Here is a 22,882-nt window from a genome sequence, read left to right as displayed (position 1 = left end):
TATGAATGAACATGATGATAAAGGTGGAAGTGATGAATGCAAGAAAATGGACGAATAAATGGGCAACTCAAAAAGTCGCGGTTGGTTTGGCGATCGCTTTGGCGCTTCCGTCTTTTTCGGCGATGGCTCAGGACTTCAAGGTTGGTTATGTGAGCTTGGATCGACTGCTGGCCGAATCGGCGCCTGCAAAAAATGCCCGCGCGACTTTGGATAAAAACTTTAAATCGCGCGAGCGCGGTTTGGAGCAAAAGGCCGCAGACATCCGCAATAAGCAACAGGTTTATGAGAAAGATTTCCCCAAGTTGACTGATGAGCAACGCGCACAACGCGAAGCCGAAATCGGCAAGGCGGTGGAAGCGTTTGACGTTGAGCGTACTGCGTTTGAGACCGAATTGGCCCAAGCTCAAAATAAATTGCTGCAAGATTTACTCAAAAACGCCAATACAGTGATTCGCGACATCGCGGAAAAAGATGGTTATGATCTGGTGGTGCAAGAAGCAGTGTACATCAAACCGCAATACGACATGACCCAACGTGTATTGGAACGTTTGAAATAATGCAATCGGAGCATGGGCCATTGTTGGTTGTTTTAGTCAAAATGACCCATGCGGGAAAGTCAGGTAGATGAGTACGGTAACTTCATTCAAGCCAGTGTTGGTTCAACCACAAGCACTGGCTGATTTATTTTCAGCGGTACAAGCACAGATACATTTGGCGTCGGGCGTGGCTTTGGGCGATGTATGCATTACGCATGTGGCACCCCTGAATCTGGCAGGTGCGGGCGCGTTTGCCTTTTTGAGCAATGCCAAAATGCGCGCGCAACTTCTCGATTGTCAAGCGAGCGTGATCGCCTTGAGCGAGGCCGACTACGAATGGTTGCAGACCCAACCGACATTTAACGGCACACAGACCACGTTTGCCGTTTGCCGTCAGCCGTATGCTTTGTATGCGATGGTGGCGCAACGCTGTTACCTGCCTCAAGCGCCACAATCAAGCGAAATTCACCCGACGGCGGTGATTGCCGATACGGTACAGATCGGGCAAAATGTGCGGATTGGCGCGTATGTTGTGATTGAAGCCGATGCACAGATTGGCGATGGCGTGGTGATTGAATCGGGAGTGCGCGTCGGTACGCAGGTACGCATTGGTGCGCGGACACGAGTTTATGCGAACGTCACGATTTATCAGGGTTGTGAAATTGGCGAGCGTGGTGTGATTCATGCCGGTACGGTGATTGGCTCGGATGGCTTTGGCTTTGCCCCGACGGGCAATGGCTGGCAAAAAATTCCTCAGGTTGGCCGCGTGATGATTGGCAATGACGTGGAAATCGGCGCGAATACCACGATTGATCGGGGTGCGCTGACCGATACCGTGATCGAGGACGATGTCAAAATTGATAATCTGGTGCAGATTGCGCATAATTGCGTAGTCGGTGCGCATACGGCGATTGCGGCCTGTGCGGGCATTGCCGGTAGCACGATCATTGGCAAGTCCTGTATGATTGGGGGTGCGGCCATGCTGGGCGGGCATTTGACGATTGCCGATCATACGGTGGTGTCCGGTGGCACAGCGATTACCTCGGACGTGACAGTCGCAGGACAATATACAGGGGTTTACCCAGCCAGCACACATCGCGAATGGGAACGAAATGCTTCGTTGGTTCGTCATCTGGCGGATTTGCGTAAGCGGATTCGTGGTTTGGAAAGAAAATCTGAGCATGTATCAGATACAGAAAATAAGTAAGCATTGAGAGGCAGACATGAGCTTGACTATGACAGATTCGGGGTACGACATTAATGAAGTGGTAAAACGCTTGCCGCATCGTTATCCCTTTTTATTGATTGATCGGGTGATTGAGGTCGAGCCTCAAAAGCGTTTGGTGGCGATTAAAAACGTGACCATGAACGAGCCTTTTTTCGTGGGACATTTCCCGAAACGGCCGGTGATGCCGGGCGTTCTGATCATGGAGGCATTGGCGCAGGCGTCTGCATTGCTTTGGGTGAACGAATTGCATCCGGATGCCATGTACTATTTCGTGGGTATGAACAATGTCCGCTTCAAGCGTCAGGTTGAGCCGGGCGATCAATTGGTGTTGGAATCGCGCTTGACCAAAGTGGCGCGTAGCTTCGCGTATTTTTCGACGTGCGCGAAAGTAGACGGCGTGGTTGCGGCAGAAGCCGATTTGATTTGTACCTACCGAATTGAAGCGCCTGCATCCAATAGCTAACATTTAATTAAAAATAAACGGTTAATTATGAGCACACAAATCCATGCAACCGCATTGGTTGACCCGAAAGCACAATTGGCCGAGGGTGTGAGCGTTGGTGCGTACAGCGTGATCGGACCGAATGTGGTCATCGGTGCAGGAACGCAGATTGGCTCGCATACGATCATCGAGGGACACACCACGATTGGCACGGATAACGTCATCGGCCATCACATTCTACTCGGTGGTGTACCGCAGGATAAAAAATACGCGGGCGAGCCGACCCGATTGGTGATTGGCGATCGCAATACGATTCGCGAGTTTTGCAGTTTTCACTTGGGCACGGCTCAGGATGAAGGCGTCACCATTGTTGGCAATGACAACTGGATCATGGGCTATGTGCACCTGGCGCACGATTGCCGTGTGGGCAACCACACCATTTTGGCCAGTAATGCGCAATTGGCAGGTCATGTTTATGTGCAGGATTGGGCGATCATTGGTGGCATGACCGGCGTACATCAGTTTGTAAAAATTGGCGCACATGCAATGGTGGGCGGCGGCAGTATTTTGCTCAAGGATGTGGCGCCGTATGTCATGATCGGCGGCAGTCCGAGTGCAGCCTTTGGCATTAACTCGGAAGGTCTGAAACGCCGTGGCTATACGCCGGAGCAAATTTCTGCGATCAAACGTGCGTATAAAATGGTATTTCGTCAAGATTTAACCACCGAGCAGGCGGTTGAAGCCATTGATGCGGCAGCGCTGGCCGACCCCGACAATGCGGCGGTGATGCGTGTGATGTCTGATTTTTTACGCATTTCCGATCGTGGAATTACCCGATGAGGGTGATGGCTCAACGCATTGGCTGAGTTAAAACATAGGCTGAGTCAAAAAAAGCGGCCGATCGTGGGCGTGGCGAGAAATGATGAATATGGCGGGCAGTGCCCGCCGAATTTTTGATATTGAATGAATGGGTGTCATGTACGCAGAAACGGTGAACTTGGTTTTGGTGGCGGGTGAGTCTTCGGGCGATCAGTTGGCGGCGGTGCTGCTGCAAGGCGCGCAGGCCAACTACGCGCAGGTCAACAGCGCGGGCATTGTGGGCGAGGCCATGCAAAAGCAGGGCGCGCAGTCATGGTGGCCATCGCAGTCTTTGGCGGTGCGCGGCTACTTTGAGCCGATTCGCCATTTGCCTCGAATTCTGAAGATGCGAAGCGAATTGATTGAGCGCGTGGTGAGCCAGCGTCCAGATGTGTTTATCGGCATTGACGCGCCGGATTTCAATTTGGGCGTAGAAAAAACGGTGCGCGCCAAAGGCGTACCCACTATGCACTATGTCAGCCCGTCCATTTGGGCATGGCGTCCGAAACGCATTGAAAAAATTCGCCAAGCGGTCGATCATATGCTGCTGATTTTTCCGTTCGAGCAAAAAATTTATGATGAGGCGGGTATTCCCGCAACCTATGTCGGTCACCCGTTTGCCAAGCAAATTCCGTTGCAGGCTGATACCGCTGCGGCACGTGATTTGTTGAATGTGTCTCAAGAAAGTTTTTGTCTGGCGTTATTGCCTGGTTCGCGCGCATCGGAAGTCAGCTACAACGCGCCGAATTTTTTCAAAGCCGCTCAGTTGATTGCGCAGCGTGCGGGTACGGCGCAGGAGGTGCAGTGTTTGGTCCCGGTGGCGCATACCAATTTGCGTCCTGAGTTGGAGCGAATTGCTCGCGAATGCGCGCCGAATCTATCGATACGCTGGTTTGACGGGCAGGCGCGCAGTGTGATGGAGGCGGCGGATGCGACCATCGTGGCCAGTGGCACGGCCAGTTTGGAAGTTGCTTTGTACAAAAAACCATCGATTATTTCGTACAAAACGTCATGGTTGTCGGCGCAAATTTACCCGAAAGTGGCCTTGCAGCCGTGGATTGGCTTGCCGAATATCCTCATGCAAGAATCCTTCATCCCCGAAATTTTGCAAGACGACGCGACCGCCGAGCATTTGGCCGATGCGTTGTTGCACGAGGTCAATCGCTACGCGGTGAACGCGACGATTCACGAGCGCTTGCTCGATTTGCACCATTCGCTGATCGCTGATACGCCGAATCTGTGCGCGCAGGCAATCGAAACCGTGCGTCGCCAAAGTCGCTCAACGCAAGCGTGATGGATGGCGTGATGCAGAGTGAACTGTTTTCGGTGGTGGTTTCTGAATGGGACTCAGTCGGGCAAACACGCGTCATTTGCGGCGTGGACGAAGCAGGGCGCGGCCCGTTGGCCGGAGCCGTGTTTGCCGCAGCAGTGGTTCTGAATGAGCCGATTGCAGGTTTGGCTGACTCAAAAAAACTGAGTGCGAAACGGCGCGCGTATTTGGCGGATCAGATTCGCGCGCAGTCGGCCGCGTGGTCGGTGGCCAGTGCCAGCGTCGCGGAAATTGACGAATTGAATATTTTACAGGCCAGTATGCTGGCGATGACGCGCGCCGTCAAAGGTCTGAATATCCAGCCCGACTGGGTTTGGGTGGATGGTAATCATTATCCGAAAGGTCTGTCGGCAGCGCGTTATGCCGGTCAGGCGATGATCAAAGGCGATGCTAAGGAAGCGTGTATTTCCGCCGCCTCGATTCTGGCGAAAGTGGCGCGTGACACCGATTGTCTGCGGCTGCATGCGCTTTATCCTGAATATGGTTTTGATCAGCACAAAGGCTATCCGACGGCGGTGCATTTGCAGGCCTTGCAACGTCACGGCGTGACGCCGGAGCATCGTATGAGTTTCGCGCCGGTGCGCACCTTGCAATTTAAGAGCAAATAATATGTTGATTTCATCCAAAGACAATCCGCAAGTCAAAGCACTCAAACGTCTGATTCATCAGCCCAAACGCACGGACACCTTGATGGCGGTCGAGGGCGTGCATGCCTGCCAACTATTGCTCAAGCATCAAAGCGCAGAGGCTGGAGCCAGTTCAATCGCACGCGTCTGGGTCGGCAGCTCGGCGCTGGATAATACAGAGGTGCAGCAATTGCTGCGTGTGGTGTCGGTACAAGGCGCTCCGGTGATTGAATTGGCCAACGCGGTATTTCGCGACATCAGCAGTTTGGAGCAGGGCGTCTCCTTGATTTTTGAGGTGAGTAGACCGCAACAGTTTGCGCTACCGACTGAGGCTGTGACCGGTAATGTGATGTTGCTCGACGGTATTCAAGACCCCGGCAATATGGGTTCCATCATTCGCAGTTGTGCGGCTGCGGGTCTGAGCGAAATTTGGCTGAGTGAGCATTGCGTCAATCCGTATTCGGCCAAAGTGCTGCGCGCCGGTGTGGGGGCGCATTTTGGTTTAACGATTCGCGAACGCATTGATTTGCGGGCGGCGGTTGCGCAACTCAAACAAGCCCATATCCATGTGTGCGCCACCAGCTCGCATACAACGCAAAGCATTTATGTGCATGATCTGAACCGCTCCATCGCATGGCTGATGGGCAATGAAGGCGCGGGATTGAGCGAGGCATTACTGGCGCAGGCCGATGCGCGTGTGACCATTCCGATGGCTCTGGGCGAATCCTTGAACGTGGCGGCGGCGACAGCCGTGTGTCTATTTGAGATGGTGCGTCAGCAAAAATGCTGATGGAAGCGTGATTTTGGCAATAAAAAAGCAAGTCGGTACGACTTGCTTTTTATATTTTGACGGGTATTTCAGCCCAAGAATTTCGCGGCAATCGCCCAGGAAATCGCGGCGATAAAAGCGGACGCGGGGATGGTCAAAATCCATGCCCAAACGATATTGCCTGCCAAACCCCAACGCACAGATGACGCCTTCATGGTGGAGCCTGCACCCAAAATCGCACCGGTGATGGTGTGGGTGGTGGAGACCGGAACGCCCATGGCGGTGGCGGTAAACAGGGTGATCGCACCGCCGGTTTCCGCACAGAAGCCACTGACCGGCTTGAGTTTGGCCAGTTTTTGTCCCATGGTTTTAACGATACGCCAGCCACCGAACATAGTACCAAAGGCAATCGCGCCGAAACACGAGTAGCCGACCCACAGCGGCAGAGGATCGTTGACGGTCAAGGCGCCGCCCGCCAATAAAATCAGCCAGATGATGCCCATGGTTTTTTGCGCGTCGTTACCGCCGTGCCCCAAGCTGTACATGGCCGCAGAGAACAGTTGCAAACGACGGAACCAGCGATCCACTTTGGCCGGTGCCGTTCGGAAAAACAGCCACGACACAATCAGCATCAAGGTTGAACCCAGTAACAGCCCCAAGGCCGGTGATAAGAAAATAAACAAAACGGTTTGTAAAATTTTGTCGGCGATGAGCACGCTAAAGCCGCTTTTGGCCACTGCCGAGCCAATCAAACCGCCCATCAAGGCATGTGATGAAGAGGATGGGATGCCGTAATACCAGGTGATGACATTCCATATGATGGCACCCATGAGCGCGCCGAGAATGACATATTGATCCACCACCGAGGTTTGGATGATGCCTTTACCAATGGTGGCGGCCACTTTGTGGGGTAAAACGTAAAACGCGATGAAGTTGAATGTGGCAGCCATGATGACTGCGTGGTGCGGCTTTAGAACGCCGGTGGAAACGACGGTGGCAATCGAGTTGGCCGAGTCGTGAAAACCGTTCATGAAGTCGAATATCAGTGCCAGAGCGATGAGAAAAATCATCATGCCCAGTCCGATGTGTAGCGAGTTAGACATAGTTAACCTCTGAAAAATGGTTGAGTGAAAACGGATGGAGGCGCTTACGCGTTTTCAACCATGATTCCTTGCAGGATATTGCTGACGTCTTCGCATTTGTCGGTGATGGATTCGAGCAATTCATAAATCGCTTTGTATTTGACCACGCTGATGGCGTCGGTTTCCTCGCGGAACAGACGCGAGAGTGCGGTGCGCATGACGCGATCGGCTTCTGATTCGAGGCGCTCGATTTCAGAGGCCAGACGGATGACTTCAGTGGTGTTCTTGGTGTCTTCCAAATAGTTAACGGCCAGTTCAAGGCGTTCGCAGCAGGCGAGAATGATTTCGCAGAGCTTTTGGGCGTTTTCGGAAGTTTGGGTGACGTGATACAATGAAACGCACTCGGAGACGTCTTCCATCATGTCGATAACGTCGTCCAGGTTGGTCACGAGTTTGAGAATGACGTCGCGATCCAGTGGCGTGATGAAGGTTTTGTGTAATAAATCGACTGTTTCGTAAGTCAAACGATCCGCTTTTTTCTCTTTTTCACGGATGCTTTGGATGTGTACTTCGGCGTTCTCGATGTCCTGAAACAATGTCACCATTTCTTTGGCAGTGGCGGTCATCAATGAGGCATGTTGGTTAAAGAGCGTGAAGAATTTACCTTCTTTCGGCATAAAACGATTAAACATGGTAAAACCTTTATTCGTAGATAGTTCGTTGAGTAAAGTGAAACGTTAGAAAAACGCAGGTTGATTTGATGACGCATTCATATTTGTCACAAATTTGTAATTTGTCGCCATTTTAACTGAGGAAATTCCTCTTCGGATGGGATTTGCGCGGAAATACGGGGGTTTGTTGCTCAAAACACAAAAGATTTTGAGCTGAACCGAGGTTTTCCATGATGGCTGTGAAAGCGGTTACATAAGGAAGCACGGAATAACCCCTACCGTCTGCGCTGGCGATGGGCGTGATGAGTAACGAGGCGTGGGGCGCAGTCTATGGTCATTTCATAGACAAGCGTCACAACAAAGCTAATCACGCGCCCATCTTCAGCCCGAAGGGTTCTGGCAAAAACACCCAGAACTTTGTTGCAGAATAGGGGCTGTCGTAGAGCGACTACGACCCCTATCCTGCGCCGCGTTCTGAATGTTTTTGCTCAGAACGCAGACTGGTTTGGGTTGTTCCGTGCTTCCTTAAGTATATAGAAACGGTTTGGAATGGGGTTACGGGCGTAAAACGCCGTTGGCGCATGAATGATTTCCAAGCGTGAGCCAAATAATGTGCCTCCTACTTTGAATGATGATTGTATGACAGAAAACGAACAAGCCAAGGCATCATCCACCGAGTCAGCGAGCGTGGCTCAGGCGTTTGATCCGAGTGAATTGCTGGCCTCTTTGCCGCATTTGCCCGGCGTGTATCGTCACATCGGTGCGAATGGTGAGGTTTTGTATGTGGGTAAAGCCAAGGATTTGAAAAAGCGTGTTTCGAGCTATTTTCAAAACCGTACCGGACTGTCGCCACGCATCGCGCTGATGCTGCAAAAGGTGGTGCGCGTTGAGGTCACGGTCACGCGTACCGAGACCGAAGCCTTGCTGCTTGAAAACAATTTGATCAAAACGCTGACACCGCGCTACAACATTCTGTTTCGTGACGATAAATCCTATCCGTTTCTCAAAATGACGCGGCACGAATTCCCGCGCATGGTTTATTACCGTGGTGCAGTGGACAAGGTGCATCAGTATTTCGGGCCGTTTCCCAATGGCTACGCGGTTAAAGAAAGCATCAAATTGCTACAAAAGGTGTTTCGCCTGCGTACCTGCGACGAAACTGTGTATCGCAACCGCTCGCGCCCATGTATGCTGTATCAAATCGATCGATGCAGCGCGCCGTGCGTCGGGTTGATTGACGCGAAACGCTATGCCGAAGACGTGGCCGACAGCGTGAAATTTTTGCGGGGCGAGTCGGATGAGGTACTGCATGATTTGCAGGCAAAAATGCAAACGGCGGCGGGCGAATTGAACTTTGAATCCGCCGCGCTGTACCGCGACAAAATTGCGGCGTTGTCCAACATGATGAAGCAGCAGGCCGTGGAATCTACCGGCGATGACACCGACGCCGACATCATCGCCGTGGCACAGTCAGATGCGCGCTACTGCGTCAATTTGGCGATGGTGCGTGGCGGGCGGCATTTGGGCGACAAAGCCTTTTTCCCACAGCACACGCAGGACTGCAGCGAGCAGGATGTATTGGACGCCTTCATCAGCCAACATTATCTGAGCAGTGCCGCGCCGCGCGTGATCATCAGCGCGATTTTACCGTCGGCGAGTGTGCGCGAATTGCTGCATGAAAGCATTGAGCGGCAATTGATTTGGGTCAAACAGCCGCGCGGACAGCGCAAAATTTGGCTGGAAATGGCGCTCAATAATGCGCAATTGGCACTGTTGCGCCGCCTGCAAGAATCCGCCAGCGCCAAGGCGCGTACCGAGGATTTACTCAAAGTTTTGCAGATGGCACTGGAATCCGACGAAGAAAAATCCGATTTTCGTGTGGAGTGTTTCGACATCAGCCACACCTCGGGCGAGGCGGCACAAGCCGCCTGCGTGGTTTATCACAACCACGCCATGCAGAATAATGAATACCGCCGCTACAACATCAAAAACATCACCGCCGGCGATGATTACGCTGCGATGAAACAGGTGCTACAGCGACGCTACGAAAAAATTGCGTTGCTGCAAAGCGAGGATAATGACGAGTTTGCCAAACACATGCCGGATGTAGTGCTGGTCGATGGCGGTAAGGGGCAGTTGTCCGTGGCGCGTGAGGTATTCGAAGGTTTGGGGCTAGATTTGAGTGTTTTGGTCGGTGTGGCCAAAGGTGAAGGGCGGCGCGTCGGCTTGGAAACTTTGGTTTTTGCCGACGGGCGAGCCGAGGTGAAACTTGGCAAGCTGTCGCCCGCGTTGATGTTGATCGCGCAGATTCGTGATGAGGCGCATCGTTTTGCGATCACGGGAATGCGCGCGGCGCGCGCGAAAGCGCGCAATGTGTCGCGGCTCGAAGAGGTTGAAGGCGTGGGGGCGAAACGCCGCTCGGCCTTGCTCAAACGTTTTGGCGGTTTGGCCGGTGTCAAAAACGCCAGTGTGCAGGATTTGGCGCAAGTTGACGGAATTTCCGAAAAATTAGCACAAGAAATCTACAAACAGCTACACGATGACGGACGAAGCGATTAAAATTCAGTTATCCAATTTTATTTTTAATGATTGATATTTCAATTAGAAAGTTTGCCATTTATGTCAATGAATGTTCCTATTATTCTCACGTGGGCGCGGGTGATCGCGATTCCTTTACTGGTGGCGATTTATTACGCGCCTTTCAGTGACTACGCCATGATGCGCGATGTGCTGGCGACGGTGCTGTTTGTGGTTGCCGCCGTGACCGATTGGTTGGACGGTTATTTGGCGCGCAAGTGGAACCAAACCAGTGCGTTTGGTGCGTTTCTCGATCCGGTCGCGGATAAATTGTTGGTCGCGGCGTGTTTGATTGTACTGGTGCACGATCAGCGTGTGCATGGCCTGATTGCATTGATTATCATTGGTCGTGAGATCACCATTTCCGCCTTGCGCGAATGGATGGCCAGCATCGGCGCACGCACGGCGGTGGCGGTGAATCAGTTGGGCAAATGGAAAACAGCGGTGCAGATGGTTGCTTTGCCGATGCTGTTGTTCAACAGTGTATTTTTTGGCATAGATACCCGTCTGGTGGGCACTTGGTTGATCTACATTGCCGCCGCATTGACCGTGATTTCCATGGTGGTGTATTTGAAAGCGGCGTATCCGACCTTGCGTGAACATGTGTGAGATTGATTTTCTCTATTGTCTCGATAGCGATATTTCATCATAAATACTACATATTCTTGTTTGACGGATAAAATTTTTTAGGCTATAGTCTTGCGCATGACTGAATTTTTCACTCCCCTCTTCTCGTTGCGATTGCTGGCTTCTTTGTTGCTAAGATGCCAGCCGTTGTTTGCGCGTACGAATTGAGGATACAGGAATTTATTTAGAATTGTTCAGTATCCAAAGTTTATCAAACCTCGGCAAATTTTCAGCAAACGCTGTGCCGAGGTTTTTTGTTATGGTGTTTGCAATATTTTTTAGTTAATTAAAGAGACAGGTGCAAAATGAACGACACATTTCGAACTTTAGACCCGGCAAAGAAGTACCGCCCATATCCGCAAATTAAACTGGAGAATCGCCAGTGGCCGAACAATACATTGACCCATCCGCCGATCTGGTTGTCTACCGATTTGCGCGACGGCAATCAAGCCTTGATCGACCCGATGGACATTGATAAAAAATTGCGTTTGTGGGATTTGCTGGTGCGTCTGGGTTATAAAGAAATCGAAATCGGTTTCCCGTCTGCATCGCAAATCGAATTTGACTTCGTGCGCCGCCTGATCGAAGAGAACCGCATCCCTGAGGGTGTGACGATTCAGGCATTGACCCAAGGTCGTACCGATCTGATTAATCGCACCGTTGAAGCTATGGCAGGCGCGAAAACCGCGATTGTGCATGTGTACAACGCGACCAGCCCGTTGTTCCGCGAAGTAGTATTTGGCAAAAATCGCCAAGAAACCATTGATCTCGCGCTCAAAGCAGTGGACGACATCAAGGCTGCGGTCAAGCAATACCCGCAAACCGAGTGGAAGCTCGAATATTCACCGGAAACTTTCAGCATGACCGAGGCTGATTTCGCGGTGGAAATTTGCGCGGCGGTGATGGAGCGCTGGGGCGCGACACCGCAAAACAAAATGATTTTCAACTTGCCGGCGACCATCGAAGTTTCTACCCCGAACGTTTACGCCGACCAAGTGGAATACTTTCACAAAAACCTGCCGAATCGCGACAGCGTGTTGATCAGTCTGCACCCGCACAATGACCGTGGTACAGGTACGGCGTGCGCCGAATTGGGTATGCTCGCAGGCGCCGACCGCGTGGAAGGCTGTTTGTTTGGTAACGGTGAGCGCACGGGCAACGTCTGCTTGGCCAATCTCGCGGTCAACCTCTGGTCGCAAGGCATTCACCCAGGCGTGGACTTCTCCAACATTATGGAAGTGGTGCAAGTGGTCGAGGAATGCACACAACTGCCGGTCAGCCCGCGTCATCCGTGGGCGGGTGAACTCGTGTTCACCGCCTTCTCTGGCTCGCACCAAGACGCAATTAAAAAAGGTCTGACCCGTCAGAAAGAGCGCCAAAGCACAGCCGGTAACGAAACGGTGATGTGGGAAGTACCGTATTTGCCGATTGACCCGGCTGACCTCGGTCGTGGTTACGACGCAGTGATTCGTGTGAACGCGCAGTCAGGCAAAGGCGGCATGGCCTACCTGCTTGAGCGCGATTACGGCTTTGAACTGCCGCGTTTGTTGCAGGTTGAAGTCGCGCGTGCGGTACAGGTTTTGGCCGACGAAACGGGTAAAGAATTGACCAGCGAACAAATCTATGGCGTGTTTAACAAAACCTTCGTGGAGCCATCGGATAAAGTGCGTTACGTCAAACACAGCATTGAACACCAAGACGGCGTGGAAACCATTTCCGCCACCATCGTGGTTAATGGCGAAGAAAAAGTTATCACGGGTCAAGGCAATGGACCGTTATCCGCGTTCGCCTCTGCGTTGAACCAAGCATTGGGTACGAAATTCTCCGTGACGCAATACTCGCAACACGACATTCACCCAGAAGTGGGTAATACGTCGCAAGAGGCCGTGTGTTATGTGCAGGTTGCGCATCCGGACCAAGCGCCGACTTACGGTGTGGGCTTGCATTCGAACATTGTCACTGCGTCCTTCCTCGCCTTTGTTGCGGCGATGAATCGCAACAGTGCTTTGGCTTAACGATGATGTTGATGTACGGTCAATCATTCTTTGATAAAAAATTTCAACGGAATGATTGACCAAATTCAAAACGCCTTGTATAATTTCAATTCTTGATTTTTCAAAAGAAAAACAAGTGTTTGGCCAGGTAGCTCAGTTGGTAGAGCAGCGGATTGAAAATCCGCGTGTCGGCAGTTCGATTCTGCCCCAGGCCACCAGAATTGATACGGCTCACAGCGATGTGAGCCGTTTTTATTTGGGCGAGATGAGACAAAATATGAGACGCCGTCTAATAGGGATGATAAAACCACTTCGAAGAGAAGTGGTTTTATGCTTTCATGACAGTGGTTCAATCGTGTATTCGACCCCCATGCGGTGCTGATCTTGTGCGGCGATTTTGATGGTATTGTCTGCGACATTGGCGGTTTCGACGCAAATAAAGCGTTGGTAATCGTCGTCATTTAAATCGGCCATCTGCGCGGCAATCTCTATCCACGGATTCCATACCACGGTTGATTGGCTGCCTGTGCTGCGAATCCGGATGCGCCGTTGCCATGCGTGATCGTGTATCTGAACTTCACCTGAACTATTGAGATAAATGCGATCCACTTCTTGCTCAACTTGAATGCTTCCGTCTTGCGTGCGTAGGGTGTTTTGTCCGGCTTTGGATTTGTCGATATAGCGCAGTTGTTCCAAACCAACGACCTCCGTCCGCGCGATGTCACCGACTGCGAAATAGCTGTGAATCGCTTGTGAAATGCTCATCGGCTGCTCGCTCAGATTGTGCGTGCTGAGGGTGAGTTTGAGCGTTTTACCGATAATAATCTCCAATTCGAGCGCGAACCGATGCGGCCAGAGCGTCAATGTGTCGGGGCTATCATTCAATCCGAGTACCACGCGCGTTGCGCCATCACTCAATGATTCGGTTGTGTGCAGTTGCCACAGGCGGGTGCGCGCGAATCCGTGCGATGGACGGCCTTGGTTTTCAGGATCAGCACCGAACCATGGCCAGCACAGCGGAGCACCGCCGCGAATGGCTTTGCCTTTTTGATAAAAGGCTTTGTCGCTGAGAAACATCAATTCATGGGTCGTATCGTGGGGGCGGTAGGATAGTATTTGCCCACCGTAGAGGCTGATTTTCGCAGTTGCATGCGCATTGTGCAGGTGAATGATCGGCAGCTCGCCGAGGCCGTTTTCGATGTGCAATTGTGTGTGTGCGTGTGCGATGGCAAAACGCTGATTCAGTGCGGCGAGTTCGGCTTCGTTCATAGGGTTTCCTCAAACCTTTGGGCTAAAAACTGAGGCAATTATAGCGCAAGCATCCATCTGCTTTACGGTATCATTCGGTATTCTTCGCTATTTTCAGACTGATGTGAGCACGCTTATGAGTACCTTGAATAAATTTTTGGATCATCCGCAAAACACCTTGCTGGTGGTGGATGGTTCGAGCTTTTTATACCGCGCTTATCACGGCCTGCCCGATTTGCGCAGCCCGACGGGCGAGCCGACCGGCGCGCTGTACGGCATGATTGCGATGCTCAAACGCCTGCGCCACATCGTGCCGACCGAGCACGCCGTGTGCGTCTTTGATGCGAAAGGCAAAACCTTCCGCGACGATTGGTACCCTGAATACAAAGCGAATCGCGCGAAAATGCCCGATGATTTGGTGGCGCAAATTGAGCCGATCGAGCAGGCGGTGCGTGCGCTGGGTTGGCCGGTGGTGATTCAGGACGGTGTAGAGGCCGATGATGTGATCGGCACATTGGCCGAGCGCGCGCAGCAGGCGGGCTGGCGCACGGTGATGGCGACGGGGGACAAGGATTTGACCCAGTTGGTCAACGCCGAAGTGCTGTGGTTCAATACCATGAGCGGCGACGCGCTGGACGAGGCGGGCGTGACGGCGAAATTCGGTGTGCCGCCGGAGCGCATGATTGACTACCTGACGTTGGTGGGCGACTCGGTGGATAACGTCCCCGGCGTGGACAAAGTTGGTCCGAAAACTGCGGTGAAATGGCTTACCGAATACGGCACTTTGGACAATATCATTGCGCAAGCGGACACCGTCAAAGGCAAAGTCGGCGAAAATCTGCGCGCGGCGCTGGACTGGATTCCACAGGCCAAACGCCTCGTGACCGTGGTGCGCGATTTGGATTTATCGCCGTCCTTGCCCGATTGGCAAAATGTGCGCTACAACGGCGCGGACACCGCCGCGCTCAAAGCGATTTACACGCGCTCGGGATTCAGAACGTGGTTGAAAGAGTTGGAGGATGCGCCTGTATCGAATGAGGTCAAAAACAACACGCACCACGATGATTTATTCGCCGAGCCATCTGAGTCATCCGCACCATCTACACCATCCGGCAAAGCGACACAAACATTGCCAACAAAACCCAGCGAGCCAAGCGAACCTGCTGAATTGACGCCGTTTCACGCTCAGGTCACGATTGTGAATACGCCCGAGCTGCTCGATGAATTGCTGACACAGATTACTCAAGCCGATTTGGTCGCGCTCGATACCGAAACCACTTCGCTCAATTCATTCAAAGCGCGCTTGGTCGGCCTATCATTTGCGGTCACGGGCGATGCGGGTTGGTACGTGCCGGTGGCGCATGAGGGCATGCAATCGGTGGCGCAGTTGGATTTGGATACTGTTTTGGCGAAACTCAAGCCGTGGCTGGAAAATCCCGATCAGCACAAAATCGGCCAGCATTTGAAATACGACCGTCATGTGTTTGCCAATCACGGCATTGTGCTCAACGGCGTGGTACACGACACGCTGCTCGAATCCTATGTGCTCGACTCCACGGCGCAGCATCGTCTGGATGCGATTGCCGCGCGCTATATGCACGTCTCCAGTCTGTCGTATGAGGATATGTGTGGCAAAGGCGCGAGCCAGATTCCGTTTGCGCAGGTAGAGATTGACAAAGCCGCACGCTACGCGGTTGAGGATGCGGCTCTGTGCATTGCACTGCACGCCATTATGTACCCGCAGATCGCGGCGGATGCGGGATTGAAAACCGTGTACGAAACCATCGAGCTGCCTACCGCCGAGGTGCTGTACCGCATGGAGCGCAACGGTGTGTTACTCGATGTGAACGAATTGCATGCGCAGTCGCACCATCTGGGACAGGCATTGTTGGCATTGGAACACACCGCACACGAATTGGCCGGACAGCCGTTTAACCTCAACAGTCCGAAACAAATCGGCGAAATATTCTTCGAAAAACTCGGCATGCCCGTGGTGAAAAAAACCAGTAAAGGCGCGCCGAGCACCGACGAAGAAGTGCTGCAAAAACTCGCCGAGGACTATCCGCTGCCCAAAGCCATGCTCGAATACCGCGGCCTGTCCAAACTCAAATCCACCTACACCGACACGCTGCCGAGCATGATCGAGCCGAGCACGGGGCGGGTGCATACCAATTATGCGCAAGCGGTCGCAGTGACCGGACGCTTGTCCTCGAACGAACCGAATTTGCAAAACATCCCTGTGCGCACCGAGCTGGGGCGTAAAATCCGCACCGCCTTTATCGCGCCGCCGAATAGTGTCATGATGTCGGCCGACTACTCGCAGATCGAACTGCGCATCCTCGCGCATTTGTCGCAAGACCCCGGGCTGCTGGACGCATTTCGAGATGGCGACGACGTACACGCGCGTACCGCCGCGCAGATTTTTGGCGTTGAGCTGAAAGACGTTTCGTTTGACCAGCGGCGCATGGCCAAAGTGATTAACTTCGGCCTGATTTACGGCATGAGCGCGTTTGGCTTGGCGAATAACCTCGGTATTTCACGCACCGCTGCGCAGCAGTATATGGATCAATACTTCATCCAGTACCCATCCGTGCTGCAATTCATGGAAACCACCAAACAGTTCGCGCGCGAGCATGGCTATGTGCAGACGCATTTTGGCCGCCGCCTGTATCTGCCCGATATTCACAATCGCAATGCGGGCAAACGCCAAGGCGCTGAACGCGCCGCGATCAATGCGCCGATGCAGGGTACGTCTGCCGATCTGATTAAACTCGCCATGGTGCGCGTGCAGCGTGAATTGGACGAGCGCAAACTCGGCGCGAAACTCATCATGCAGGTGCATGATGAACTCGTGCTCGAAGTGCCGGAAGCCGAGGTCGAATTGCTCAAAAAACTGATCCCCGAATGCATGGCCAATGTCGCGCAACTCTCCGTGCCGCTGGTGGCTGAAGTGGGCGTGGGCGATAACTGGGAAGCGGCGCATTGAGTGATTCCGATCATGCATTCATTGTATTGAGGCGAGCGCGATCATGATTCAAGTTAAAAGCCCACAGGATATGAAACGTTTGCGCCGTTTGGCTTTATCGGCACAGGGTTTGCTCCAAAAACAGCCCTACGGTCGCGGCTTAGTGGGCGTGCGTCAAGCGATCCAGCACATCGGCTATGTGCAGATTGACACCATATCGGTGGTCGAGCGCGCGCATCACCATGTGTTGTACTCGCGCGTGCCCGATTTTGACGTTGGCATGATCAATCAGGTCTTGCAGGAGGGTGATGTTTTTGAGTATTGGGCGCATGCGGCGGCATTTTTGCCCATGACGGATTTTCGTTTTTCCTTGCCATACAAACAGGCGATCAAAAGTGGTCAAACCCATTGGTATCGAACCCGTAATACGCAATTGATGCATGAATTATTGGCGCGTATTCGTTCCGACGGCCCGATTCGCTCGCGAGACGTTGAGAGCAGTCGTTCCAAAAGCAGTGGTTGGTGGGACTGGAAGCCAGCCAAAAAAGCGCTGGAGCAGTTGTACATGGAAGGTGACTTGATGGTCAGTCGTCGTGAGGGATTCCAAAAAGTCTATGATTTGACCGAGCGTGTATTGCCTGCGGATGTGGACACCCGTATGCCCACTATGGCCGAATTTGCCGAACACATGATTGATCAGCAACTGCGCTGTCATGGCGTGATTTCACTCAAAGGTTTGAGCTATCTGCGGCGCAGAACAGCGCTGCGTGAGGCAATCAAACATTCGGTTAATGAGCGCTTGGCGCAGCGCACAGTGGAACAGATACAATTGAGCAGTGGCGAGGTGTTGATTGCGCCGACAGGAGCGTTTGAGCGTCCGCTGCCCAAAGTGAGCAACCGCATGCGCATACTCTCGCCATTTGATAACAGTGTGATTCAACGCGATCGGCTTAAGACTTTGTTTGACTACGATTATCAAATTGAGTGCTATGTGCCGGAAGCCAAACGTCAATATGGTTACTTCTGCCTGCCGTTACTCTACCGCGATGCGTTTGTCGGGCGGGTTGATTGCAAGGCGCATCGAAAAGAACGCTGTTTGGAAGTCAAAGCCCTGTATTTTGAGTGGCATGAGCTGGAAGAAGATGCGCTACTCAATGCGTTTGTCGAGGCAATCCATGAATTTGCGCGGTTTCAGCAATGTGAGCGTATTGCTTTAGGTAAAGTCCAGCCGCCGCACTTGGCCGAGCCTTTGCGTGCGGCGCTAACGTTTTGACGCATAGAGGAACCATAAAAATCTTAATAAACTGAGGGTTTTTACAATGAACAATACGAAATTAAATCGGGATAATTGTTTTTTGTCGCGTGATTTAGATATATGTAATGATCGCGGAGAGCTTGTCGCAGTAGCTACGATACTGATCGGAAAGCCAGTTGAAGATAATGACAGTGCATGGTCGTGTAGTTACAGTATTTCAGGCATCGCCGAACTGAATGACTCAACCTATCGTGTAAAAGGTATTGATTCAATTCAGGCACTTTTTGGGGTATTCTCGGTGATAGAAGGTACTCTTTCTAGCACACAAATTGTTCAACAAGGTTTGCTGCAGTGGTGTGGCAATAATAAAGCTCCCTTCTTACGATAAACGTAACTCTTCTATCCAGAAGGTAGGGTGGGTAAACTCGATTGCCCGCCCCATGTTTCAAAAAATAATGGCGCACAAATCAATTTTTGCACACCCTACAGTTAAAACCAGATAACCGGTGAATACCTCAAAAATACGGATTGCGTTTTCTAGGGTGCATTTCGGGGTTTGCTCGCTTTTACTCAAAAAAATCAAGGCGATAAGCCCTCACAAAACGTATAATAACGACTATTCAAATTGCCCTTTCACCCGTATTTCTTAGGAAATCTCATGTCTGTGATTACGCTTTTGCACGGTTCGCGTGCGCTCTCTGGTTTTCGTGTGTCCAATCTGCTGGGTAAAATCGCACCGCAGTTCCCGCAAATCGAGGATATTCAGTCACGTTTTGTCCACTATGTGTGGTCGGATGCGGCTTTGTCTGAAGAGGACTTGACCATTTTGCACGGCTTGCTGGCGTATGGTGAAGCGCACCAAAGCAACGCATTTGACGAGGTGAGCTTGACCGTGGTGCCGCGCATCGGCACGATTTCGCCGTGGGCGAGTAAAGCCACGGACATTGCACACAACGCGGGTCTGACGCACATTCGTCGCATCGAGCGCGGGATTGAGTATGGCTTGGTACTGGGCAAGGGTTTGCTCGGTGGCAAAAAAGCCTTGAGTGCAGATGAGCTGGCGGCAGTGGCGCAGAGCATGCACGACCGCATGACTGAGTCGTGGTTCGCGGGCGAGTATGACGGGCATGAGTTGTTCCTCGAATTGCCAAATCAGCCGTTGCAAACGATTCCTCTGTTGAAAAACGGTAAATCGGCGCTGGCTGAGGCCAATGTTGAATTGGGTTTGGCGCTGTCCGAGGATGAAATGGATTATCTGGTCGATGCGTACCAAAAAGTTCAGCGCGACCCGACCGATGTGGAATTGATGATGTTCGCGCAGGCGAACTCGGAGCATTGCCGCCACAAAATTTTTAACGCGGACTTCATCATTGATTGCGAACAGCAGCCGATGAGCCTGTTCAAAATGATTCGCAACACACACCAGCTACACCCTGAGGGCGACGTGGTGGCGTATGACGACAATGCGGCGGTGATGCAGGGCGCGGTGGTGGAACGTTTTTACCCCGACGCGAACGGTGTGTACCGCAGCAATACCGCGTTGACCCATACCTTGATGAAGGTGGAAACGCACAATCACCCGACCGCGATTGAACCGTTCGCCGGAGCGGCGACGGGTTCGGGCGGGGAAATTCGCGACGAGGGCGCGACCGGACAGGGCAGTAAGCCGAAATCCGGCTTGACCGGTTTTACTGTGTCCCATCTGCATTTGCCCGACGCGCCACGTCCGTGGGAGCAAAAATATGGCAAGCCGGAGCACACCGCCAGTCCGTTGCAAATCATGTTGGCTGGGCCGATTGGCGGCGCGGCGTTTAACAATGAATTCGGCCGTCCGAATCTGACCGGCTATTTCCGCACATTTGAGCAGCAGGTCGGCGATGAGGTCTACGGCTATCACAAGCCCATCATGATCGCGGGCGGTATGGGCAATATTGATGCGCAGCACGTTGGCAAGCGCGATTTGCCCGAAGGTGCATTGCTGATTCAACTCGGTGGCCCGGGCATGAAAATCGGTCTCGGCGGTGGCGCGGCTTCGTCCATGAACGCGGGTGCGAACAGCGCGAAGCTCGATTTTGATTCGGTGCAACGCGGCAACCCTGAAATCCAACGCCGTGCGCAAGAGGTCATCGACCGCTGCTGGCAACTCGGCGCGGACAACCCGATTCTGTCGATCCACGATGTCGGCGCGGGCGGTATTTCCAATGCCTTCCCTGAGATTGTTGATGGCGCGAAAAAAGGTGCGATTTTTGATTTGGCGAAAGTTCAGTTGGAAGAATCCGGCCTGTCGCCACGTGAAATCTGGAGCAATGAGGCGCAGGAGCGCTATGTGCTGGCGATTTTGCCGCAGCATTTGGATTTGTTTGCGCAGATGTGCGAACGTGAGCGCTGCCCGTTTGCGGTTATTGGCACGGCCACCGCCGAGCGGCAATTGCAAGTTTTGGACACACGCGAGGGCGTGGTCAATCCGCAAGATCCCGTGCAAATGCCGATGGAAGTTTTGCTCGGCAAACCACCCAAAATGACCCGTGATGTACAGCGCGTGACGCAGAACAGCACGCCGGTGGATGTGGTCGGTTTGGATTTGAACGAGGTCGCGCTGAACGTATTGCGCCATCCAACCGTGGCGAATAAAAACTTCCTGATTACCATTGGTGATCGTACCGTCGGTGGCTTGACCGCGCGCGATCAGATGGTCGGGCCGTATCAGATTCCGGTGGCCGACTGCGCCGTGTCGCTGCGCGACTACGCGGGTACGCTCGGTGAAGCGATGGCCATGGGTGAGCGTACGCCGCTGGCGGTGCTGGATGCGCCTGCGTCGGGACGCATGGCGATTGCCGAAGCGATTACCAATATCGCTGCTGCGCCGATTGAGAAAATCAGCCAAATCAAACTCTCGGCCAACTGGATGGCGGCTTGTGGCGTGGCGGGTGAAGACGCGAAGCTGTACGACACGGTCAAAGCCGTGGGTATGGAGCTGTGTCCTGAATTGGGCATTTCGATTCCGGTTGGTAAAGATTCGTTGTCGATGAAAACCACTTGGTCGGACGCGGGCGCGAGCAAAACCGTGAAATCGCCAGTGTCGTTGATTGTGACCGCTTTTGCACCCGTAACAGATGTGAACGCGACGCTCACGCCGCAGTTGCAAAAGTCCGATGAAACCACGCGCTTGTTACTCATTGATATCGCGGCGGGCAAACAGCGCATGGCGCAGTCGATTCTCGCGCAGGTGAGCGGGCAGGTCGGCGCGGCGAATGATGTGCCGGATTTGGACGATGCGCAGATGCTGAAAAATGCGTTTGCCGCTTTGCAGGCTTTGCGCGCGGCGGGTCATGTCTTGGCCTATCACGATAAATCGGACGGGGGCTTGTTCGCAGCGGCGGCGGAAATGGCGTTTGCCGCACAAACTTCGGTGGCGTTGAATGTCGACCTGTTGACCGTTGATCCAAACTCCGCTGATGCAGGCGATTTCAAAATCAATGGCGTGCAAATCGCGGTTCAGCGTGATGAGGCGTTGATGAAAGCCTTGTTCAACGAAGAGTTGGGCATGGTTCTACAAATTCGCAAAGACGACACCACCGCGGTGATGGATATTTTGCGCGCGCATGGTTTGGGCGCACACAGCCATATCGTCGGTCAGGTGATGGATGTGGCGCAGGAAAAAGCGGAATTCTCGGTGTGGCAAGACGGCGAGGCGAAACTGCAACTGCCGCTGGGCGTGATGCATGCCGCATGGCAGGAAACTTCGTTCCATATTGCCAAGCTGCGTGACAATCCGGCCTGTGTTGAGCAGGAGTACGGACGCGCGCCACAGGCCTTGACCCCGAAATTAACCTTCACACCGGATGCGGCCGTTTCTGCGCCGTATTTGGCGATGAGTGCGAAGCCGAAAGTCGCCGTTTTGCGCGAACAGGGCGTGAATGGTCACGTCGAGATGGCGGCGGCATTCACGGCGGCCGGTTTTGAAGCGGTGGACGTGCACATGAGCGATTTGCTCGCGGGGCGCGTGCATTTGCAGGACTTTAAAGGATTGGCGGCGTGTGGCGGCTTCTCCTATGGTGACGTGCTGGGTGCGGGCGAAGGCTGGGCGAAAACCATTTTGTATCACGATGCGCTGCGCGATCAGTTCGCCGAGTATTTCGCGCGTCCCGATACCTTCAGCTTGGGCGTGTGCAATGGCTGCCAAATGATGAGCAATCTGAAAGGCATCATTCCGGGGGCGGAACATTGGCCGAAATTCGTGCGCAACACCTCGGAGCAGTACGAGGCGCGTTTGGTGCAGGTCGAGATCACCGAATCACCGTCGATTTTATTGCAGGGTATGGCGGGAAGTGTGCTGCCGGTGGTGATTTCCCACGGCGAAGGGCGCGCGAGCTATGCCGATGCGGCGGATTTGACCGCGGTGCAGGCGCAGAATAAAGTGGCTTTGCGCTATGTAGATGCGGCGCATCAAGCGACCGAAGTCTATCCGCAAAATCCAAACGGCGCGCCGCTGGGATTGAATGGCTTTACCACCACCGATGGTCGCGTGTTGATTATGATGCCGCATCCTGAGCGCGTGTTCCGTAACGAACTCTTCTCATGGAAACCGCAGGATTGGGCAAATTTGAACACCTCGCCGTGGATGCAGTTGTTCCAAAACGCGCGCCGCTGGGTGGGTTAAACTGACTGATAGGC

The 22,882-nt window shown here is 53.1% G+C and carries 17 protein-coding genes and 1 tRNA gene; 15 read left to right on the top strand and 3 right to left on the bottom strand.

Annotated elements, in window-relative coordinates; genetic code table 11:
- Nucleotides 1-32: 32 nt before the first annotated feature.
- The 7 genes from ACZ41M_RS05630 to ACZ41M_RS05600 all read left to right on the top strand — a co-directional run bounded on the left by ACZ41M_RS05630 (nt 33) and on the right by ACZ41M_RS05600 (nt 5,810).
- On the top strand, nt 33-557 hold the full coding sequence (locus ACZ41M_RS05630) for an OmpH/Skp family outer membrane protein (RefSeq protein ID WP_464732097.1): 525 nt from the start codon (nt 33-35) through the stop codon (nt 555-557).
- Nucleotides 558-624: 67 nt separating this feature from the next.
- Nucleotides 625-1,743 carry a UDP-3-O-(3-hydroxymyristoyl)glucosamine N-acyltransferase gene (gene lpxD, locus ACZ41M_RS05625; protein WP_464732098.1) on the top strand — a complete coding sequence of 373 codons (1,119 nt, stop codon included), beginning with the start codon at nt 625-627 and terminating at the stop codon, nt 1,741-1,743.
- 22 nt (nt 1,744-1,765) lie between these two features.
- Complete coding sequence (gene fabZ, locus ACZ41M_RS05620) at nt 1,766-2,227, top strand: 3-hydroxyacyl-ACP dehydratase FabZ (protein WP_464732191.1); 462 nt, start codon at nt 1,766-1,768, stop codon at nt 2,225-2,227.
- A 27-nt stretch (nt 2,228-2,254) separates the two neighbouring features.
- Entirely contained in the window at nt 2,255-3,046 is a 792-nt protein-coding gene (gene lpxA / locus ACZ41M_RS05615) for an acyl-ACP--UDP-N-acetylglucosamine O-acyltransferase (RefSeq protein WP_464732099.1), read from the top strand.
- A 136-nt stretch (nt 3,047-3,182) separates the two neighbouring features.
- On the top strand, nt 3,183-4,358 hold the full coding sequence (gene lpxB / locus ACZ41M_RS05610) for a lipid-A-disaccharide synthase (protein ID WP_464732100.1): 1,176 nt from the start codon (nt 3,183-3,185) through the stop codon (nt 4,356-4,358).
- A gap of 11 nt (nt 4,359-4,369) precedes the next feature.
- Nucleotides 4,370-5,002 carry a ribonuclease HII gene (rnhB, locus tag ACZ41M_RS05605; protein WP_464732101.1) on the top strand — a complete coding sequence of 211 codons (633 nt, stop codon included), beginning with the start codon at nt 4,370-4,372 and terminating at the stop codon, nt 5,000-5,002.
- Nucleotide 5,003: 1 nt separating this feature from the next.
- Complete coding sequence (locus ACZ41M_RS05600) at nt 5,004-5,810, top strand: TrmH family RNA methyltransferase (protein ID WP_464732102.1); 807 nt, start codon at nt 5,004-5,006, stop codon at nt 5,808-5,810.
- Nucleotides 5,811-5,878: 68 nt separating this feature from the next.
- On the opposite strand, the gene ACZ41M_RS05595 is transcribed toward ACZ41M_RS05600, so the two are convergent.
- Together ACZ41M_RS05595 and ACZ41M_RS05590 are read right to left on the bottom strand one after the other, a co-directional pair.
- Nucleotides 5,879-6,892, bottom strand: coding sequence for an anion permease (locus tag ACZ41M_RS05595; protein ID WP_464732103.1), 1,014 nt, complete (start codon nt 6,890-6,892; stop codon nt 5,879-5,881).
- A gap of 44 nt (nt 6,893-6,936) precedes the next feature.
- Entirely contained in the window at nt 6,937-7,563 is a 627-nt protein-coding gene (locus ACZ41M_RS05590; protein WP_464732104.1) for a DUF47 domain-containing protein, read from the bottom strand.
- 618 nt (nt 7,564-8,181) lie between these two features.
- On the opposite strand from ACZ41M_RS05590, the gene uvrC reads away from it, so the two are divergent.
- The 4 genes from uvrC (at nt 8,182) to ACZ41M_RS05570 (ending at nt 12,958) form a co-directional block, all read left to right on the top strand.
- Nucleotides 8,182-10,101 (top strand): excinuclease ABC subunit UvrC, encoded by a 1,920-nt coding sequence (uvrC, locus tag ACZ41M_RS05585; RefSeq protein ID WP_464732105.1) that lies wholly within the window; start codon nt 8,182-8,184, stop codon nt 10,099-10,101.
- Between the two features lie 60 nt (nt 10,102-10,161).
- Nucleotides 10,162-10,728 carry a CDP-diacylglycerol--glycerol-3-phosphate 3-phosphatidyltransferase gene (pgsA, locus tag ACZ41M_RS05580; protein WP_464732106.1) on the top strand — a complete coding sequence of 189 codons (567 nt, stop codon included), beginning with the start codon at nt 10,162-10,164 and terminating at the stop codon, nt 10,726-10,728.
- Between the two features lie 323 nt (nt 10,729-11,051).
- Nucleotides 11,052-12,761 (top strand): 2-isopropylmalate synthase, encoded by a 1,710-nt coding sequence (gene leuA / locus ACZ41M_RS05575; protein ID WP_464732107.1) that lies wholly within the window; start codon nt 11,052-11,054, stop codon nt 12,759-12,761.
- Between the two features lie 121 nt (nt 12,762-12,882).
- Nucleotides 12,883-12,958, top strand: a tRNA-Phe gene (locus tag ACZ41M_RS05570).
- 118 nt (nt 12,959-13,076) lie between these two features.
- Here the strand turns inward: ACZ41M_RS05570 and ACZ41M_RS05565 are convergent.
- On the bottom strand, nt 13,077-14,009 hold the full coding sequence (locus ACZ41M_RS05565; protein ID WP_464732108.1) for a D-hexose-6-phosphate mutarotase: 933 nt from the start codon (nt 14,007-14,009) through the stop codon (nt 13,077-13,079).
- Between the two features lie 136 nt (nt 14,010-14,145).
- Between ACZ41M_RS05565 and polA the strand changes: the two genes are divergently transcribed.
- From polA to purL, 4 genes are all read left to right on the top strand, one after another.
- A complete protein-coding gene (gene polA, locus ACZ41M_RS05560; protein ID WP_464732192.1) occupies nt 14,146-16,974 on the top strand; it encodes a DNA polymerase I in 2,829 nt (942 codons plus the stop codon).
- Nucleotides 16,975-17,017: 43 nt separating this feature from the next.
- A complete protein-coding gene (locus ACZ41M_RS05555; RefSeq protein WP_464732109.1) occupies nt 17,018-18,226 on the top strand; it encodes a winged helix-turn-helix domain-containing protein in 1,209 nt (402 codons plus the stop codon).
- A 46-nt stretch (nt 18,227-18,272) separates the two neighbouring features.
- Nucleotides 18,273-18,596: a DUF6968 family protein gene (locus tag ACZ41M_RS05550; protein WP_464732110.1), complete on the top strand. Its 324-nt coding sequence runs from the start codon at nt 18,273-18,275 to the stop codon at nt 18,594-18,596.
- A 270-nt stretch (nt 18,597-18,866) separates the two neighbouring features.
- Nucleotides 18,867-22,868 carry a phosphoribosylformylglycinamidine synthase gene (purL, locus tag ACZ41M_RS05545; RefSeq protein ID WP_464732111.1) on the top strand — a complete coding sequence of 1,334 codons (4,002 nt, stop codon included), beginning with the start codon at nt 18,867-18,869 and terminating at the stop codon, nt 22,866-22,868.
- Nucleotides 22,869-22,882 lie beyond the last annotated feature (14 nt).

The organism is Puribacter membranae (genome assembly GCF_055380425.1).
The sequence above is the reverse complement of the archived record's forward strand: the minus strand, read 5'-3'. Positions and strand labels throughout refer to the sequence as shown.

What these genes read in the sequence shown, in the direction of transcription:
- ACZ41M_RS05630 (WP_464732097.1), top strand. Translation starts at nt 33, where the DNA reads ATGAATGCAAGAAAATGGACGAATAAATGGGCAACTCAAAAAGTCGCG.
- lpxD (WP_464732098.1), top strand. Translation starts at nt 625, where the DNA reads ATGAGTACGGTAACTTCATTCAAGCCAGTGTTGGTTCAACCACAAGCA.
- lpxA (WP_464732099.1), top strand. Translation starts at nt 2,255, where the DNA reads ATGAGCACACAAATCCATGCAACCGCATTGGTTGACCCGAAAGCACAA.
- lpxB (WP_464732100.1), top strand. Translation starts at nt 3,183, where the DNA reads ATGTACGCAGAAACGGTGAACTTGGTTTTGGTGGCGGGTGAGTCTTCG.
- rnhB (WP_464732101.1), top strand. Translation starts at nt 4,370, where the DNA reads ATGCAGAGTGAACTGTTTTCGGTGGTGGTTTCTGAATGGGACTCAGTC.
- ACZ41M_RS05600 (WP_464732102.1), top strand. Translation starts at nt 5,004, where the DNA reads ATGTTGATTTCATCCAAAGACAATCCGCAAGTCAAAGCACTCAAACGT.
- ACZ41M_RS05595 (WP_464732103.1), bottom strand. Translation starts at nt 6,892, where the DNA reads ATGTCTAACTCGCTACACATCGGACTGGGCATGATGATTTTTCTCATC.
- ACZ41M_RS05590 (WP_464732104.1), bottom strand. Translation starts at nt 7,563, where the DNA reads ATGTTTAATCGTTTTATGCCGAAAGAAGGTAAATTCTTCACGCTCTTT.
- uvrC (WP_464732105.1), top strand. Translation starts at nt 8,182, where the DNA reads ATGACAGAAAACGAACAAGCCAAGGCATCATCCACCGAGTCAGCGAGC.
- pgsA (WP_464732106.1), top strand. Translation starts at nt 10,162, where the DNA reads ATGTCAATGAATGTTCCTATTATTCTCACGTGGGCGCGGGTGATCGCG.
- leuA (WP_464732107.1), top strand. Translation starts at nt 11,052, where the DNA reads ATGAACGACACATTTCGAACTTTAGACCCGGCAAAGAAGTACCGCCCA.
- ACZ41M_RS05565 (WP_464732108.1), bottom strand. Translation starts at nt 14,009, where the DNA reads ATGAACGAAGCCGAACTCGCCGCACTGAATCAGCGTTTTGCCATCGCA.
- ACZ41M_RS05555 (WP_464732109.1), top strand. Translation starts at nt 17,018, where the DNA reads ATGATTCAAGTTAAAAGCCCACAGGATATGAAACGTTTGCGCCGTTTG.
- ACZ41M_RS05550 (WP_464732110.1), top strand. Translation starts at nt 18,273, where the DNA reads ATGAACAATACGAAATTAAATCGGGATAATTGTTTTTTGTCGCGTGAT.
- purL (WP_464732111.1), top strand. Translation starts at nt 18,867, where the DNA reads ATGTCTGTGATTACGCTTTTGCACGGTTCGCGTGCGCTCTCTGGTTTT.